General features: G+C 62.3%; 11 protein-coding genes. 1 reads left to right on the forward strand and 10 read right to left on the reverse strand.

Annotation, left to right across the window (positions count from 1 at the left end):
• The first annotated feature begins 358 nt into the window (after positions 1-358).
• On the forward strand, positions 359-1435 hold the full coding sequence (locus C2I19_RS18680) for a porin (protein WP_103904135.1): 1077 nt from the start codon (positions 359-361) through the stop codon (positions 1433-1435).
• 360 nt (positions 1436-1795) lie between these two features.
• Here the strand turns inward: C2I19_RS18680 and C2I19_RS18685 are convergent, their stop codons facing one another.
• The 10 genes from C2I19_RS18685 to C2I19_RS18735 form a co-directional block, all read right to left on the reverse strand.
• A complete protein-coding gene (locus C2I19_RS18685; protein WP_103904136.1) occupies positions 1796-3415 on the reverse strand; it encodes a flavin monoamine oxidase family protein in 1620 nt (539 codons plus the stop codon).
• Positions 3416-3443: 28 nt separating this feature from the next.
• Positions 3444-5357, reverse strand: a complete 1914-nt coding sequence (locus C2I19_RS18690) for a thiamine pyrophosphate-binding protein (RefSeq protein WP_103904137.1) — start codon at positions 5355-5357, stop codon at positions 3444-3446.
• A gap of 306 nt (positions 5358-5663) precedes the next feature.
• Positions 5664-8405 carry a magnesium-translocating P-type ATPase gene (gene mgtA, locus C2I19_RS18695; RefSeq protein WP_103904138.1) on the reverse strand — a complete coding sequence of 914 codons (2742 nt, stop codon included), beginning with the start codon at positions 8403-8405 and terminating at the stop codon, positions 5664-5666.
• A gap of 222 nt (positions 8406-8627) precedes the next feature.
• Positions 8628-8975 (reverse strand): hypothetical protein, encoded by a 348-nt coding sequence (locus C2I19_RS18700; RefSeq protein WP_103904139.1) that lies wholly within the window; start codon positions 8973-8975, stop codon positions 8628-8630.
• Positions 8976-9237: 262 nt separating this feature from the next.
• Positions 9238-9612 (reverse strand): hypothetical protein, encoded by a 375-nt coding sequence (locus tag C2I19_RS18705; protein ID WP_103904140.1) that lies wholly within the window; start codon positions 9610-9612, stop codon positions 9238-9240.
• 722 nt (positions 9613-10334) lie between these two features.
• On the reverse strand, positions 10335-12296 hold the full coding sequence (locus tag C2I19_RS18710) for an acetoacetate--CoA ligase (RefSeq protein WP_103904141.1): 1962 nt from the start codon (positions 12294-12296) through the stop codon (positions 10335-10337).
• Positions 12297-12358: 62 nt separating this feature from the next.
• Positions 12359-13276 (reverse strand): hydroxymethylglutaryl-CoA lyase, encoded by a 918-nt coding sequence (locus tag C2I19_RS18715; RefSeq protein WP_439647051.1) that lies wholly within the window; start codon positions 13274-13276, stop codon positions 12359-12361.
• A gap of 241 nt (positions 13277-13517) precedes the next feature.
• Positions 13518-14027 (reverse strand): GyrI-like domain-containing protein, encoded by a 510-nt coding sequence (locus C2I19_RS18725; protein WP_103904143.1) that lies wholly within the window; start codon positions 14025-14027, stop codon positions 13518-13520.
• 28 nt (positions 14028-14055) lie between these two features.
• Entirely contained in the window at positions 14056-14538 is a 483-nt protein-coding gene (locus C2I19_RS18730) for a tetratricopeptide repeat protein (protein ID WP_103904144.1), read from the reverse strand.
• A 32-nt stretch (positions 14539-14570) separates the two neighbouring features.
• The gene (locus C2I19_RS18735) at positions 14571-16526 is read right to left on the reverse strand and encodes an acetyl/propionyl/methylcrotonyl-CoA carboxylase subunit alpha (RefSeq protein ID WP_103904145.1); all 1956 of its coding nucleotides are present in this window, start codon (positions 16524-16526) and stop codon (positions 14571-14573) included.
• Between the last annotated feature and the right edge of the window lie 254 nt (positions 16527-16780).

Consider the following 16780-nt stretch of genomic DNA (forward strand, 5'->3'; position numbering starts at 1 on the left):
ATTGCCTACATAGGCGAGCTTGATGTTTTTATTGGTAGCAAATACAATCTAAATTGAGTTCGCTGGAACAGGGTTAATTTCTGGTTCATGAGGATTCAGGTCAAGTCTATCCTTCATAAGGCCCGCTGCAGCGGGCCTTTTTTTATGCAAAAAACGCAAACGAATTATTAATAGATATTAATGTTCATTTATGATCAATATTGTTAATAATTAGTTGTTTTTTGAACTTTACTAGCTGTGTTGTATTTATGGTTTTTGTTGTATTTATACAACCAATTCGAGAGTGATTGCTTGCACATTGTGCTATTGGAAATTAGTATGTGATCGCTTTCTAAGACTATCCAATAGGATGTGCACGATGAAAAAAACTCTGATCGCCCTGGCTGTGGCCACCCTGCCGGCAGCGGCATTCGCTGATGTCACCATCTATGGCACGCTCAAGGCCGGCGTGGAAAATGTTCACAGCGACGGCATGAACAAGACCAACGTCGATGACCTTGGCTCCCGCATCGGTTTCAAGGGCAGCGAAGATCTGGGCAGCGGCCTGAAGGCGATTTGGCAGGTTGAAAGCGGCTTCGACATCGACGGCACCAACCGTCAGGGTTATGGCAGTTTCGCCAGCCGTGAATCCTTCGTTGGCCTGGATACCGGCTTCGGCAAGGTACGCCTGGGCAACCTGTCCACCTTCAGCGATGACAGCATGGGCATGGTGAACACTTGGGAGAGCGCCAGCTCCGCTCTGCAGCTGGATGCTTACGGCCGCGACGATGTGCGCGTGAAGAACGCCATCCGCTTCGACACCGCCAACTACAACGGCTTCCAGGCTGCCTTCCTGTACGGCACCAAGGAAGACAAGAACGGCGCGTTCAACGCAGATGCGGCGACTACCCAGCGCGAAACCTACAACCTGGGTCTGTCCTACGAGAACAGCGGCTTCTTCGGCAAGTACCAGTTCATTCACGCCACCCCGGTGAACCTGGGCGTTGCCGGCGAGACGCGCGCCAACGACAGCCATCGCCTGGAAGCTGGCTACAATGCCAACAACCTGCTGCTGTCCTTCGGCTACCGCAATGATCGCGGCGATCGCTCCATCACGCCGCTGAACTTCCTGCAAGGCGATAACGCGCCGGATCTGGATGGCGGCAAGTACAAGTCGCAGGAATACGCGCTGACCGCGGCCTACTCCCTGGGCGCTTTCACGCCGAAGTTCTCCTATGTGCAAGCTAAGGATTTCGATAAGGACGGCGTACGTCAGGACAACACCGGCTATAAGCAGTTCCTGGTTGGCGTGGATTACCACATGTCCAAGCGCACGACTTTCGGCCTGCAATACGGTGAAATCAAGGCTGATCAGAACATCTTCTCCAACACTGGCGCTGTCGGCAGCGACAACAAGCTGCGCGGCCTTGGTCTGAACATGATCCATAGCTTCTAATGCCGGGCAAGGCGCTGATGGGCTGACATTGGCGCATGGAAGAAAAACTGCCGCTCCTGAGAAGGGGCGGCAGTTTTTTGTTTGGCACGCTGCTGCTTGTCGTCGTCTAAGCGTTGTCTTCAATAGTGAAGTTCGTCATAGGCCAGGAGGGACAAGATCTGGCGGTCGAGGCGGATGCGCCGGCGATCTAGTGCTTGGGTGCTGGGCATGGGTTCGAGGCAGTTCGGCCAGATGAGTCAATTTGGTGGGCAATGGTGGCGAGGGTTGGCGGCACGCGGCTGCGGACGAATGTTCCGCCTATGAAGGATGGGATGCGCCGCCGCGCGGGAGGCGCGGCGGGCTGGTGGCTGGTTTGGAGGCTTAGTTGGGGAAGGGCGTTACGCCCAGTTTTTCCAGCAGATAGCCGGCGGTCTGCAGCGCGCCTTCTACCCAGCCCTGGGCGTCGGAGTAGGCTTCGCCGCAGATATACAGCGGCAGATCGGTCGGCTGCACCACGGCGTGTTTCACTTCCCAGCTCTTCACGCCTATGTTCCAGCTGTTCCAGCCGCCGCCGAACGGATCATCGCCCCAGTCGCGGTAGGCGGCGTTGCGCACTTTCGGCGTGAAGGACAGGCTGTGCATCACGGTGAGCTGGCGGGTGACTTCCTCCGTCATCATCCGCGGCGCCTTGTACTGGTGCCAGGCCAGTTCGTTGCGCTGCACATTGTCGTCTGCGCCGATGAAGGGGTCCGCCAACGGGGCGACATCGAGGCCGCGTGCTCTCGGCTGGCGCCGCTTGGCGCGCAAACCGTCCCAGAAACCGGTGTTGTCGCCGTCGTCATAGCTGGCTAGCAGCATGGCGTGGCCCGAGGTGGCCGGCTGCCCATTGCTTTTCGGCCAGTAATAGGTCTGGCGCACCGGCAGGTCCGTAACCGAGCGGCCAGACTGCACCGGCACATAGGTAGACTGGCCGTCGGCGGCAATGGCGTTGCAGCCGGTGTTGCGCCACCAGGGGCTGTCATAGGTGGTGAACAGCTTGAACAGCGGCCGCGGCGTGACGGTGGAAATCAGCGCCTGGGTCTTGGCATCCTGCAGCGCTGGGCTGTTGGCGGTCAGCAGTTCCAGCGAGCGGCGCGGCATGGCCAGGATCAGCGATTGGCTTGCGTGCGCTTGTCCGTTGACCTGGAACGAGAAGCCGTCGCCCTTTAGCGCGATATGGGAAACATTGGATTCCAGCCGGATCTCCCCGCCCATTTCTTCAAACAGCTGAGCCAAGGACAGCGGCACTTGCTGGAAGCCGTTGCTGAAGCCCTTGTATTCCGGATTGACGCCGAAATCGGACAGATACCAGGGAATGGCATCGGCGGCGTTCCAATTGCATAGCGTGGAGTCGTAGCCGCCGACGTCTTCGGCATATTGGTAGGCTTCGCCAGTGATCACGCGCAGCAACACATTCCAGAAGCCCTGCTTGTACAGCGGCACGCCGCCGAACTCGGCGCTTTGCGCCATTTCGCGACGCTGCTCCTCGTTCAGGCTGGGATTGGTGATGCCGGGCACGATCTGCTCGATCGCGTTGACGATCACCGCGCCGGCGCTCTGACCGTGGTCGAGGAAGTTCAGTTGGTAGGGCACGCTGTCCGGGTTGCTGGTGAAGTCGGCCAGCCGCAGATAAACGCCGCGCAGGAAGGCGATGTTTTGCGGTTCGTCCACCGGGAAGTCGTACAGCGTGATCTGTTCATCGTCCGGCAGTTCCTTGTTCAGCTCATGGATCAGGTGGGTGACCAAGGGCTGCACGGCTGGCAGGATGCGCATGCCGCCCAGTTCCGCCACCATGTCCGGGATGTCCGGCGGGCGCACCGACAGCAGGCGGCCGCCGATGTGATTGCTGGCCTCGAAAACGGCGATCTTTTTGCCGGGATGGGTTTGCTTCAGACGCCAGGCGCAGTACACGCCGGAGACGCCGCCGCCGATGATGGCGATGTCGAATTGTTCTTCAGCCATGATGCTGTTTTCTCCTTCTGGGGGAACGTTAGAAGATCACCGGCACATTGCCCGGCATGTCTGGCCTGTCCGCGCTGCGGTTTTGCTCGCCGCCGAAGTGATAGCAATCCAGCCGCGGCTGTTTTTCGTAGCGGACATTGGCCTCCTCCGGCGTGGGCGGCGGCTGGTCCAGGCCCACTGTGTGCATGTCCAGTACGTAAGCATGGCCCTTCAATACATGGTCCATGCCGCGGCGCACCGCGGCGCGCACGTCTTCCGGATGACGGACGATTTCGCCCTCCATGCCGCCGAAGGCCTTGGCCAGGGTGACGAAGTCCGGCTTGGGCCGATGGATGCGCAGGTATTCCGGATCCTGGGTGCGCGCCGTCCATTCGTAGCCGGGCGCGTCGCCGTACATCGCCTCCACCTGGGTCAGGCCCATTTGCAGCGTGTGGTATTCGTGGTTGTTGGTGATGATGTAGAGCACGCCCAATTGGCGATGCTGCGCAGTCCACCAGGTTTGCGGATAGAACAGCGAGGAGCCGTCGCCGGTGGCGGCGACGACAAAGCGGGTGTCTATGCCCTGGCTGCCGCTTTCTTCAAGCTTGATGCCCAGCGTGGCAGGCATGGACCAGCCCAGCGAACCGCCGCCGACACAGTAGTAGCTGATCGGTTGCGCCGCGTCGTTGGTGAAGGGCAGCAGGTACTGGAACGGCGCCGGATCGGACACTGCCTCGTGCACGTAGACGAACTGCTTTTCCAGATCACGCTCGGCGATCTCCTTGCGCAGCGCGTCGGCGATCACCACGGCCCAGATCTCGTTCTGGTGCATGGCTTCGCGCAAATAGACATCCCAGTCCGCCTTGCGCTGCGCGGCCAGTTCTTTCAGCTTGGCGTTGCGCGCCGCGGCGGCGGACGATGGCTGTTGGCCAATCAGCTGGTTGATCAGCGGCAGCGTGGTTTTCAGGTCGCCGAACAGCGCCGACTCGCCGTAGTAGTTCTTGCCTATGTCCCAGGTGTTGTTGCTCAGATAGACCTGGGTGACGTTAGGCGGGATCAGCGGGCCATCGCTGTATTTGTAGACCGTGATCTGGGCCTGATTGCTGAAGCCGCACAGGAAGGCGACGTCGTGGCCGGCGAAGACCTGCTGCACGCCGGCCTGGCTGCCGGGCAGCTCGCCTTGCCAGTGGTAGTCGTTGTTGGGGAAGTTGGCCAGGCTGCTGAAGGTTTGCTGCAGCACGGGCGCGCCCAGCAGTTCGGCCATTTCTTGCAGCTCCGGCCAGGCTTGGGCGTAGCCGGCCGCGTCGCCGGTCACGATGATGGGACTCTTGGCTTCTCGCAGCAGCCGGGCGGCTTGTTCTATGGCCTGGCGGTCGGCGGTGAAGTGCGGCGAGATTTGCGTGACGCCTTTGATGCGGTTATCGTCGCCGATGCGGCGCATGGTGAATTCCCACGGAATGGCGACGAACACCGGCCCGTTGGGCGGCGCCATCGCCTCCTTGAAGGCGCGCTGCAGCACCATGGGGAATTCCTGCTCGGTGCGCACCTCGTGCGCCCACTTGGTGTATTGGCGAGCCAGGTCTACCAGATTGGACGCCAGAAGCGGTTCCTGGGTGACCAGTTCGTTCTGCTGCTGACAGCACAGGATGACCAGCGGCGCCTGCGAGCGCCAGGCGTTGAACAGATTGCCGATGGCGTGGGCGATGCCGGGAGTGACATGGACCACCAGCACGCCGGGCTTGCCGGTCATGCGCGCGGAGCCCATGGCGGCGCCGATGGCGATGTTCTCATGCAGGCACTCGATGTACTCCACGCCGTTTTCCGGGTAGGAGGTGCCGTCTATGATGGGAATCTCGTTGGTGCCGGGCACGCCGAAAATCCGGTGTATGCCCAGTTGGCTCAGGATGTCGAACACGTAATCGCGCGCCCAGCGCTTGGTTTGTCCTGGCTGTTCAATGCTCATGCCCTGCCTCCTCCGGTTTGGAATACATGCCGATACCATTTGAGTGGTAATGCAGGCGCGGGGCGATGGAAATAAAAGAACACTTGACCTATTGGCGCGCCATAGGTCTATCATTCATGATGATTGATTTTAATTTGATGATTAAAAAGGGAATTTTTTGGCAGGCTCAATGTGCTAAGTATGAATACGAGGTAGGCGGGAAGGGCGCAGGGAGAGGGCGAGGGAATGGAAAAGCCCGGCGAGGCCGGGCTTGTGAGGCTCATGGAAGGAGGCCGGCTCTGGAGCGGCCTCTGGCGCGGTTAGGGCTTAGAACCACTGTCCGTAGCGCTTGATGTAAATGGTTTTCACCGTTTGAGTCAGCGCGAGATAGCCGGCCATGGTCAGCAGCAGCCACCAGAAGTAGCTGGGGTCCAGTTGGATGAAGCCCAGCGAGGCCGCGAGCGGCGAGTACGGCAGATAGCAGGCGATGGCGATGGCGATCGAGGTCGACAGCAGCACCGGCAGGGACGCCGTGCTTTGCAGGAAGGGAATCTTGCGCGTGCGCAGCATGTGCACCACCAGGGTTTGCGAGATCAGGCCCTCCATGAACCAGCCGGAGTTCATGATCAGTTGGCCGCCGTCGCCGCCATGCAGGTGGTAGGCCGCGCCGGCGCCGAACACCGTCCACAGCAGGATGTAGGTGGTGATGTCGAATACCGAGGAAGTGGGTCCCAGCCACAGCATGAAACGCTTGATATTGCCGGCTTCCCACTTGCGCGGCTTTTTCAGGAATTCCGGATCCATCTTGTCCCAGGGCAGGAACATCTGCGACAGGTCGTAAATCAGGTTTTGCAGCAAGAGCTGCATCGCCAGCATCGGCTCCCATGGCAGCCAGGCCGAAGCCACCAGCACCGAGAACACATTGCCGAAGTTGGAGCTGGCGGTCATGTTCAGGTATTTCAGGATGTTGCCGAAGGTCTCGCGGCCCTTGATCACGCCTTCCTCCAGCACCATCAGGCTCTTTTCCAAGAGAATGATGTCGGCGGTTTCCTTGGCGATGTCTGCTCCGCTGTCCACCGAGATGCCGACGTCGGCGTCGCGCAGCGCCGGCGCGTCGTTGATGCCGTCGCCGAGGAAACCCACGGTGTGGCCATTGGCCTGCAGCGCCTTGACTACGCGCGATTTCTGCAGCGGCGTCAGCTTGGCGAAGATGGTGGCGTGCTTGACCGCGGCGCACAGCGCCACATCGTCCATCGCCTCGATGTCCTGGCCCAGCAGCGGCTTGCCTGGATTGAGGCCGACGTCGCGGCACACTTTGGCGGTGACGATGGGGTTGTCGCCGGTCAGCACCTTGACTGTCACGCCGTATTCCTTGAGCGCCTGGATGGCCGGCGCGGCGGAGTCTTTCGGCGGGTCGAGGAAGGTCAGGAAGCCGCGCACCACCAGGCCTTTCTCATCGGCGGTCTGGTAGGCGGCCTTGCGCGCGTCGGCTGGAATATGGCGCGTGGCGACCACCAGCACGCGGTAGCCTTCGGCGTTGAATTCCTGGCTCAGGCTCAGCAGACGGGCGCGTTCTTCCGCATTGAGCGTACGCACGTCGTCGCCGTCCTGCAGATGGCTGCATACCGCCAGCATTTCCTCCACCGCGCCCTTGGACACCATCAGGTGCTGGCAATTCTGATCCTGCACGATGACCGACAGCCGGCGGCGCTCGAAATCGAAAGGCAGCTCGTCCACCTTGGCATAGTGGCGCAGCTTGACGCGTTCGCCCAGCTCGTCGGCGCGCGCGACGACGGCGATGTCCATCAGGTTTTTCATGCCGCTCTGGTGGAAGCTGTTGAGCCAGGCCAGTTGCAGCGTGGATTCATCCTTGCGCCCATGCACGTCGTAATGCTGCTCCAGGATGATTTTGTCCTGGGTCAGCGTGCCGGTTTTGTCGGTGCACAGCACATCCATCGCGCCGAAGTTCTGCACCGAGTTCAGCCGCTTCACCACTACCTTGCGCCGCGCCATCGCCACAGCGCCCTTGGCCAGATTGGCGGAGACTATCATCGGCAGCATTTCCGGCGTCAGGCCCACTGCCACCGCCAGCGCGAAAGTGAAGGCGGACATCCAGTCGCCCTTGGTGACGCCATTGATCATGAACACAATGGGGACCATCACCAGCATGAAGCGGATCAGCAGCCAGGATACGCTGTTGACGCCTTTGTCGAAGCTGGTTTCGATGCGCTTGTGGTTGACCACATTGCGCGCCAGCGAGCCGAAATAGGTGTCGGAGCCGGTGGCCACCACGACTGCGCGCGCCGTGCCGGACACCACATTGGTGCCCATGAAGCAGCCATTGGGCAGATCGAGCAGGCCGGCGTCGCCGGATGCCTGATCGTCGGCGGACTTGGCGGACACCGCGCCCAAAGTGTCGTATTTCTCGACTGGCAGCGCCTCGCCGGTCAATACGGCCTGGCTGATGAATAGATCGCGCGACTCCAAAAGACGGATATCGGCCGGAACCATGTCGCCGGCCTGCAGGTGGATGATGTCGCCGACCACCAGTTCGCTCATCGGCGCTTCCATGCGGATGGGGGAGGTTTGCGAAGTAGGGCGGCGCTGCACGGTGGCGGTGTTGCGCACCAGCGACTTCAGTTTTTCAGCGGCCTTGGCGGAGCGGAACTCCTGCCAGAAGCGCAGCAGACCGCTGACGCCTATCATGCTCCCCAGGATGATGACCTTGGTCCAGTCCTGATCGTCCGGCGCCGCCATGGCGATGTCCATCACGTAGCTGATGGCGGCCAGGATGATCAGCACCATCACGAACGGATTTTTGAAGGCGGCCAGCAGCTGGATCAGCGCGTGCGGCGGTTTGTCGTGGGCGACTTCATTGGGGCCGAACTGGTGCAGGCGCTGGGCGGCTTCGGTCGCGGTCAGTCCTTCCGGATGGCTGCGCAGGCGCTTGAGGGTTTCATCCGCGGACCATTGCGCTTCGTTGGCCAGCCGGTGGGTTTGCTTGTCGCGGGTTTTGCCGGGCGTGGCGATGAAGCCGCGGCTTTTGTGGTGGTGAGTCTGTTTGGTCATGGCAAATCTCCAGGCGCCGCGGGCGTGACCATCCCTGCCGTGAGGCATCGGCGCCGACAATGTGTCAGCTCGTAGATCGAGAGAACATTGCCGCCCGTTGAGGCGCTCTGTGCGAACGCCCCAGCGGATGGCATCTCATTCAAGGTGCGTTGGGCTTATGTCATGCCTGCTCCTGTGTTGCGGAGGGGCCGGCTGGCTGCCGGCCCAAGGGTGGTTAGAGGGCTAGAGCGCGCTGACGCGGCTTCTTGCTGCCGGAGCGGGGGTGGACAGGCAGTCGACCTTGACGCGAGTCAGCGGCAGCGTGGCCAGGCGTTGCGCGATGCCTTGCAGGAAATGCATGCAGGTTTCCGATCCGCAGCGGAAGTCGGCGCTGATCAGCCAGGGCGCCAGCGTGTGGCTGGTGTCCTTGGCGATCGGCTGCGGCTGTTCCCGCCATTGCTGGATGCGCAGGCCGTGCTTCTGCGCCTGGCTGCGGATTTCGTGGCGGGCGATGCCTAGCGACATGGACGGGCAGATGATGGACAGCTGGTAGACGCTCTGTTGGCGCGGGCTGATGAACAGATTTTGCATCGTAAGCTCCTGGTCGGAAACAGGCCGGCCGCGCGCTTCAGGGCGCGCGGCGACAGCCGGTATTCGCCGCTTGTCGGGCGGCGGGCGGGGTCGGGTTGGCATGCCGCGGCGCGGCATGCCCCGATGCTTACGAGCGGGGGAGGCCTCAGCGGCGGCGGATCGTGAAGGCTTGCGGTCCGGGCTCTTCTGGCATGATGGGTTTCTCGTTGGTCTTGGGCTGGCCGGCGCGTGCCGGCAGCTGCCTGGTTTCAGCGCAAGCGGCTTAGGCCGCCTTGGCGCGGTTGGGGTGGAGCAGGGCGCGTGGCTGCGAGGAGGCGGCGGACAGGCGGCGGCCCCAGTGCACGCGGCGGATTTCCGGCAGCTGGCTCAGGCGCAGCGCCATATCGTTCAGATCTTGGCGGCGGGCCAGCGGGCAGCTCAGCACGACCGATAGCTTGCTCTGGCTGGCCTGGCTATCCGGGCCTATGGTGACTTGCGAGGCGCGCAGGCCCAGATCATGCATTTCCCAGAACAGACGCTTACGCAGCGTGGTGATCACAGTATTGTCGCAAACGATATTCAGGCGGAATTCAGCGTAGTCCGCCGCGTGATTGCGATTAAAGAATTTGAGCAGGTGTAATAATTTCAGGGCGCGCATTTTGAATCCCCCATTTTATTTCAACAGGTAATAGCCGTCCCTTTCGGTTTAAATAAACCGAAATAGGGAATGATTGTCCAATATTGAAACGAGCGTATTTGGCGCAACCGCAATCCGGCTATTCCCGATGGGGAATCAGCCTGTCATGCGGCATTGCGTCGCAGCCGCTCGCGGTTCTGGTTCTTCTGGCATGGGAACCTCCTACGAGACGAAAGCTGGCGCAAACATCGGGTGCTGGATCTGTCGAGCGGGGTGTCGGCATTCCGCGGAGGCGCATGAAGACAAGGGGCCGGGAAGGCGCGTTTTGTCAGTTTTGCGAATTCTGGGTTTGCCATACGGAGCCGGCTAGGGGCCGGTTAAGACACCACATCCTGTCTTGCAGGATGCGGCAGAGGAGGGGTGCTTCTTCTGCGGGCTATCCTGCAAGGCTATACTGCGATCGAAGATCGACTAGAACCGTCGTTGTCCACGGTAAGCCTTTGCAAAATTGATAACAATGCGACTATAAACCGATTTCGCGCATTTATCAAATCAATTCGGCCGAAAAACCGAATGCCGTGGCGAATCGGATGATGAATATTTGTAAATAAGCGGTGGGTTCGAAATATTGAGCCGCGCGGCGCGAATATCCGGGTTGACCCGAATGCGATAGAAGGCGGATGGGCAGCGCCCATTCGGCAATGAAAAACGAGGGCCATGGCCCTCGTCTTCGCATGCGGGGTTTACTCTCCCAGTTCCTTCAGGTTCTCGAACAGCTTCAGCGCCTCTGGATTGGCCAGCGCGCTGACATTGCTGACCGGACGGCCGTGGATGATGTTCTTCACGGCTAGCTCGACGATCTTGCCGCTGACGGTCTTGGGGATGTCGGCCACGGCGATGATGCGGGCGGGGATATGGCGTGGGCTGGCGCCGTTCTTGATCTGGGTCTTGACGCGATTGGCCAAGTCTTCGTCCAGCTGCGCGCCTTCCCGCAACTTGACGAACAGGACCACGCGCTCGTCGTCTTGCCAGAGCTGACCGACTGCCAGGCTTTCCAGGATTTCGGGGAAAGCTTCCACCTGGCGGTAGATCTCGGCGGTGCCTATGCGCACGCCGCCGGGGTTCAGCACCGCGTCGGAGCGGCCATAGATGATCACGCCGTCGTGGGCGGTGATTTCGGCGTAGTCGCCATGGCACCAGATATTGGGGAAGCGGCTGAAATAGGCTTGCCGGTATTTGGCGCCGTCCGGGTCGTTCCAGAAGCCTATCGGCATGGATGGGAAGGGCTTGGCGCAGACCAGCTCGCCCTTCTCTTGCCATACGGAGCGGCCCAGCTCGTCGTAGATGTCCACCGCCATGCCCAGGCCGCGGCATTGCAGCTCGCCGCGGTAGACCGGCAGGGTGGGGGCGCCCAGGGCGAAGCAGGACACGATGTCGGTGCCGCCGGAGATGGAGGCCAGGTTCAGGTCCGGCTTGATGTTGGCGTAGACCCAGTCATAGCTTTCCGCGACCAGCGGCGAACCGGTGGAGAACAGGCTGCGCAGTCGCGGCAATTTCCAGTCGCGCGCCGGCACGATGGTCGTTTTGCGCAGGCTGTCTATGTATTTGGCCGAGGTGCCGAAGTGGGTGAAGCCGTGTTCCGCGGCGTAGTCCCACTGCACGCGGCCCTCGTCGGCGAACGGCGAGCCATCGTACAGCATCAGCGCCGCGCTGGAGGCCAGGCCCGAGGCCAGCCAGTTCCACATCATCCAGCCGCAGGTGGTGAAATAGAAGAAGTGGTCGCCGGGGTGGATGTCGGCATGCAGCTGATGTTCTTTCAGGTGCTGCAGCAAGGTGCCGCCGGCGCCATGCACGATGCACTTGGGCTTGCCGGTGGTACCGCTGGAATACAGGATGAACAGCGGATGGTTGAACGGCAGGCGGACATACTCCACTGGGCGGGCATCGTAGGCGGCCAGGTAGCGGTCCAGCGTCTGGGCCTTGGGCACGGCGGCGGCGAAGTCCGCGCCGTCGCCGATATAGGGCACCACCACCACGCGGGCGACGCTGTCCAGGGATTCGGCCAGTTGGACCATCTTGTTGCGGATGTCTACGGCCTTGCCGTTGTACCAGTAGCCGTCCGGGCAGAACAGCAGCTTGGGCTCGGTCTGGCCGAAGCGGTCCAGCGCGCCGTCCAGGCCGAAGTCCGGCGAGCCGCTGGTCCATACCGCGCCCAGGCTGCTGGCGGCCAGCATGGCGGCCAGCGCGGCCGGCATATTGGGCATGAAGCCGGCCACGCGGTCGCCCGGCTGGATGCCGCTTGCGCGCATGGCCTGCTGCAGGCGGGAAACCAGCTGGTTCAGCTCGCGCCAGCTCAGTTTCTGCTCGATCTTGTCCTCGCCGCGGAATACCACGGCCAGGCTGTCGTCGTTTCGGCGCAGCAGGTTTTCCGCGTAATTGAGCCGCGCTTGCGGGAAGAATCGGGCGGACAGCATGTCGTCGCCGTTCTCCAGCGCCACCTCGCCCTTGTCGCCTATCACGCCGCAATAGTCCCAGAGCAGGGACCAGAAGCGAGCCGGGTCCTCCACGCTGGCGTGCCACAGGCTGCGGTAGTCCGGCAGCGGGCGGCCCCACACGGTTTCGGCCAGTCGGGTGAAGGCGGTGAGATGGCAGCCTGCCAGCCGTTCGGCCGAAGGCGTCCAGATCGGGGTGTTGCTTGCTTGCATGATTTCTCCTGTGGCGGCCCGCTTTGTTGCTCTCTTGATGGGGACGGGCCGGCCGATATGGTTTAGCCCTGGCGGCCGAGCGCGTGCGCCAGCTTGGAGGCGGGGGCTTTGCCCAGCGCGTCGGCGATGTGCCAGGCGGCGGCCACCAGTTTAGTCAGATCGATGCCGCTGTGGTAGCCCTCGCCAGCGAGCAGATAGGCCACATCCTCGGTCGCCACATTGCCGGACGCGCCCTTGGCGTAAGGGCAGCCGCCCAGGCCCGCCACCGAGGCGTCGAACACGCGCAGTCCGGCATCCAGCGAGGCGCGGATATTGGCGATGGCCATGCCGTAAGTGTCGTGGAAGTGGCCGGCCAGGCGTTCCGCCGGCAGCGCGCGCAGCACGGCGTCCAGCATCTCGCGCACCGAAGCCGGCGTGCCCACGCCTATGGTGTCGCCCAGTGAAATCTCGTAGCAGCCCAGATCGGACAGCGCCTTGGCCACCTCGGCCACTTTTTGCGGCGCGATCTTGCCCTCGTAAGGACAGCCCACCACGCAGGATACGTAGCCGCGCACCTTGAGGCCGGCGTCCAGCGCGCGCCGCGTCACGCTTTCAAAGCGCTGCAGGCTTTCGGCGATGCTGGCGTTGATGTTTTTCTGGCTGAAGCTCTCGCTGGCGGCGCCGAATACGGCGATTTCCCGCGCGCCGGCCTCCAGCGCCGCGTCCAGCCCCTTGTCGTTGGGCACCAGCACCGGATAGGCGATGGGGCCTGCCAGGTCCAAGCCGGCCAGCACCTCGGCGCTGCCGGCCATTTGCGGCACCCATTTGGGCGACACGAAGGCGCCTGCCTCTATCGCGCTCAGGCCGCTGTCGGCCAGGCGGCGGATCAGCTCCAGCTTGACGGCGGCATCCACTGTCTGTTTTTCATTTTGCAGCCCGTCGCGCGGGCCGACTTCGACTATCTTCACGTGTTTCATGGCGTTCACGACATTTCGATTCATGAGTGGATTCGAAAATTTGCTATCGGGCAGGCTATTTTTGCCAGCGCCTAGGGACTATGTAGTGAATGGCGAACATAAGATTAATGGTAATCATTGCGGTGTGGCTGACCAGCCATCTGTCCTGTTCGCTGTGGATGCGGTCAGTTAGCAAGCCAAGCTGAAGCAGGAACAGGCCTAGAAAGAACAAGCCTCGCGGCCAGTTGATCATTGCGACTGTGGATTCATTCATGGGAATTTCAACTTAGAGTGCCTTGGCCCGCACAGGGATGTAGATGTCCATTTGCAACATCTCCTGGCCAGGCGCGCAGCGGCCGTCATAACGCTCGAAGGTTTCGCCGGCGGCGTGCTCCCATTTGGCGGAGGCGGGCAGCCAGTGTTGGTAGATGTGCTGCCAGGTTTGGACGATGGCTTGGCCGAAATCGGCTGGCGCGGCCGGCTGCGTGGAGAACACGGCGTATTTGGCCGGCGCGATTCGGCGGCGTTCGCAGCCGTCCGGCAGCGCGCGCTCGTCCGGGCATTCCATGCCTATCAAGTAGCGGAAGCGCTCGCTGGATGGTTCGAAGTCGCAGACCACGCCGTATTCCGGCGCATGGGGACGTTGCAGCGCATCCAGCAAAGGCTGGCGCAGCTTGACTGAATAATCGTTCCAAAAGGCGGGAATCTGGCGCAGGTTGTCGTCATCCCGCTTGCCGGTGGCGATGCTGTAGCCGGCCAGCGCCAGGCCGGGGTGGTCGATGATGATGGGGTCCATTCTTGCATCCTCCGCGTGCTGATCGGGCTTACCAGGTTTTATCCAGGTCCTGGGCGTAGAAGCGCATGGCTTGCTGGTAGCGGCGGATGTTCTCGTCGGCGCTGGTTTGCGCCAGCAGGGTCAGCAGCCGCTCGGCGGCCTCCTTGTGGCGGCCGCGGTTGTACAGGGCCATCGCCAGGAAGGTTTGCAAGGCTTTGTCTTCCGGGAAGTGGTGCAGGCCTTCGCGCAGCGCCATCTCGGCCTCGCGATATTGGCCCAGGGCGCGATAGCTGCTGCCCAGGCCTAGCCAGGCGCTGGCGGCATCGTGGCCGCTGATGCCCATTTCCAGCGCCTGCAGATAGTGAGGAATCGCCTCGGTTTCTTCGCCGCGGCCGTCATGCAGGCAGGCGGCCAGATAGTGCAGGTCCGCATGCTGCGGTTGTTGGCGCAGCAGCGATTGCGCCTCGCGCAAGGCTTGTTCCGTTTGGCCGCTGTGCTGCAGTTTGCGGATGTTTTCCAGAGCGATGTGCATGGCGAATCCTTGTGGCTTGTTTTATGACTCGGTCATTCTGCGGCAAAGTCTACCAATTCGTCACCATCGTTTACTTGCTCGCCGGCGGCGAAGTAGAAGTCCTGCACCACGCCGTCGCCCGGCGCGGTGATGGTGTGTTCCATCTTCATCGCTTCCAGAATCAATAGCGGCGAACCTTTGGCCACTTTCTTGCCTATTTCGGCCAGCAATGCCACTACGCGGCCAGGCATCGGGGCCTTGAGGTGGGTTTCGCCATGCACGCCCAGCTCGGTGTAGGCATAAGGATCTACCCATTCCAGCGCCAGCCGTTCGCTGTTTTCGAACAGGACGCGCAGCGCGCCGTGGCGCGCCACGGTGGCCTTGATCGTGGAACCGTCCAATACGGCCAAGAGCTGCGAGCCTTGCAATTGCGCGCGAGCGGGGAGCGATTGCCCGTCCACGAAAACGACGAAGCCATCCGCCTGGTGGCGCAGCGTCGCGCTGTACTCTTCTTCATCCAGACGGAAGGCGAAACGGCGCGTCTGCCCGCCGTTCAAGCGCCAGCCGGCGGCGGCCGGGTAGGGTGCTTGCTGGGCCAGCGCCTCGGCCAAGGCCAGCAGGGCCAATTGCTTGGCGCTCGGCGCGGCTGGCGGCGGCAACAGGTCGTCGTGATGGCGGGCGATCAGGCCGGTATCGACATGGCCGCTGGCGAAGCTGGGATGGTTCACGATGCGGCGCAGGAAAGACACATTGCTGGACAGGCCGACTATCTGATACTGCGCCAGCGCGGCGTCCATCTGCCTGAGCGCCGCCTCGCGGGTTTCGCCCCAGACGATCAGCTTGGCGATCATCGGGTCGTAGAACGGCGAAATGGCGTCGCCTTGCTCCACCCCGGTGTCTATGCGCACATTGGCCGACTCTACAGGCGTCGCCAAGTGGACCAAGGCGCCGGTGGACGGCAGGAAGCCCTTGTCCGGATCTTCGGCGTAAATGCGCGCCTCGATGGCGTGGCCGCGGATCGCTAGTTGGTCTTGCTTGAGCGGCAGCGCGCCGCCGGCGGCGACGGCCAATTGCCAGGCTACCAGGTCCTGACCCGTGATCATCTCGGTCACCGGGTGCTCCACCTGCAGCCGGGTGTTCATCTCCATGAAGTAGAACTGGCCGGAGGCTACGTCCATGATGAACTCGACCGTGCCGGCGCCGACATAACCCACCGCGCGCGCGGCGGCCACGGCGGCCTGGCCCATCGCTTCGCGGGTGGCCTGGGGCAGATGCGGGGCCGGGGCTTCTTCCAGCACTTTCTGGTGGCGGCGCTGCACCGAGCAGTCGCGCTCGAACAGGTAGACGCAGCCGCCCAGCTTGTCGGCGAACACCTGGATTTCAACGTGGCGGGGCTTGGTCAGGTATTTCTCTACCAGCACCTTGTCGTCGCCGAAGCTGGCGCGCGCCTCGCGCTGGCAGGAGGCGAGGGCGGGGGAAAAATCTTCGCTCTTTTCCACGATGCGCATGCCCTTGCCGCCGCCGCCGGCGCTGGCCTTGATCAGCACGGGGTAGCCGATGGCGTCGGCCTGTTTTTGCAGCAGCGCGGGATCTTGATCATCGCCATGGTAGCCGGGCACCAGCGGCACGGCGGCCTTCTCCATTAGCGCCTTGGCGGCGGATTTGCTGCCCATCGCGGCGATGGCCGAGGCCGGCGGGCCGATGAAGGCGATGCCGGCGGCTTCGCAGGCGGCGGCGAAGTCCTCGTTCTCGGACAGGAAGCCGTAGCCGGGATGCACCGCCTGGGCGCCGCTCTGTTGGGCGATGGCCAGGATCCGGTCGGCGCGCAGATAGGATTCGGCGGCCGGCGCCGGGCCGAGACGGTAGGCCTCGTCGGCCAGCTTGACGAAGCGGGCGTTCGCGTCGGCGTCGGAATAGACGGCGACGGTGGCGATGCCCAGGGCCTTGGCGGTTTGGATGACGCGGCAGGCGATTTCACCGCGGTTGGCGATCAGTATTTTATTGAACATGGCAATCTTTCATGGTCTGCCAGTTGGGCGTTGTCTGGTTGTGGATGAGAGAGCGGCATCGGCCCCCTCTCCCCAACCCCTCTCCCGCGAGGGGAGAGGGGCTATGGGCGGCGCTGTTGGGCTGGCGTTCATCCGCAAGCGCGTGTGCTTGCCAAGCCGGAGCTTGACTGCGCTCTTCCCTCAGGAAGGGAGTGGGGCTATGGGTGGCGCTGTTGGGCTGGTGTTCATCCGCAAGCGCGTGTGCTTGCCAAGCT

It is taken from the genome of Chromobacterium alticapitis (genome assembly GCF_002924365.1).
In the GTDB taxonomy this organism is placed as follows: domain Bacteria; phylum Pseudomonadota; class Gammaproteobacteria; order Burkholderiales; family Chromobacteriaceae; genus Chromobacterium; species Chromobacterium alticapitis.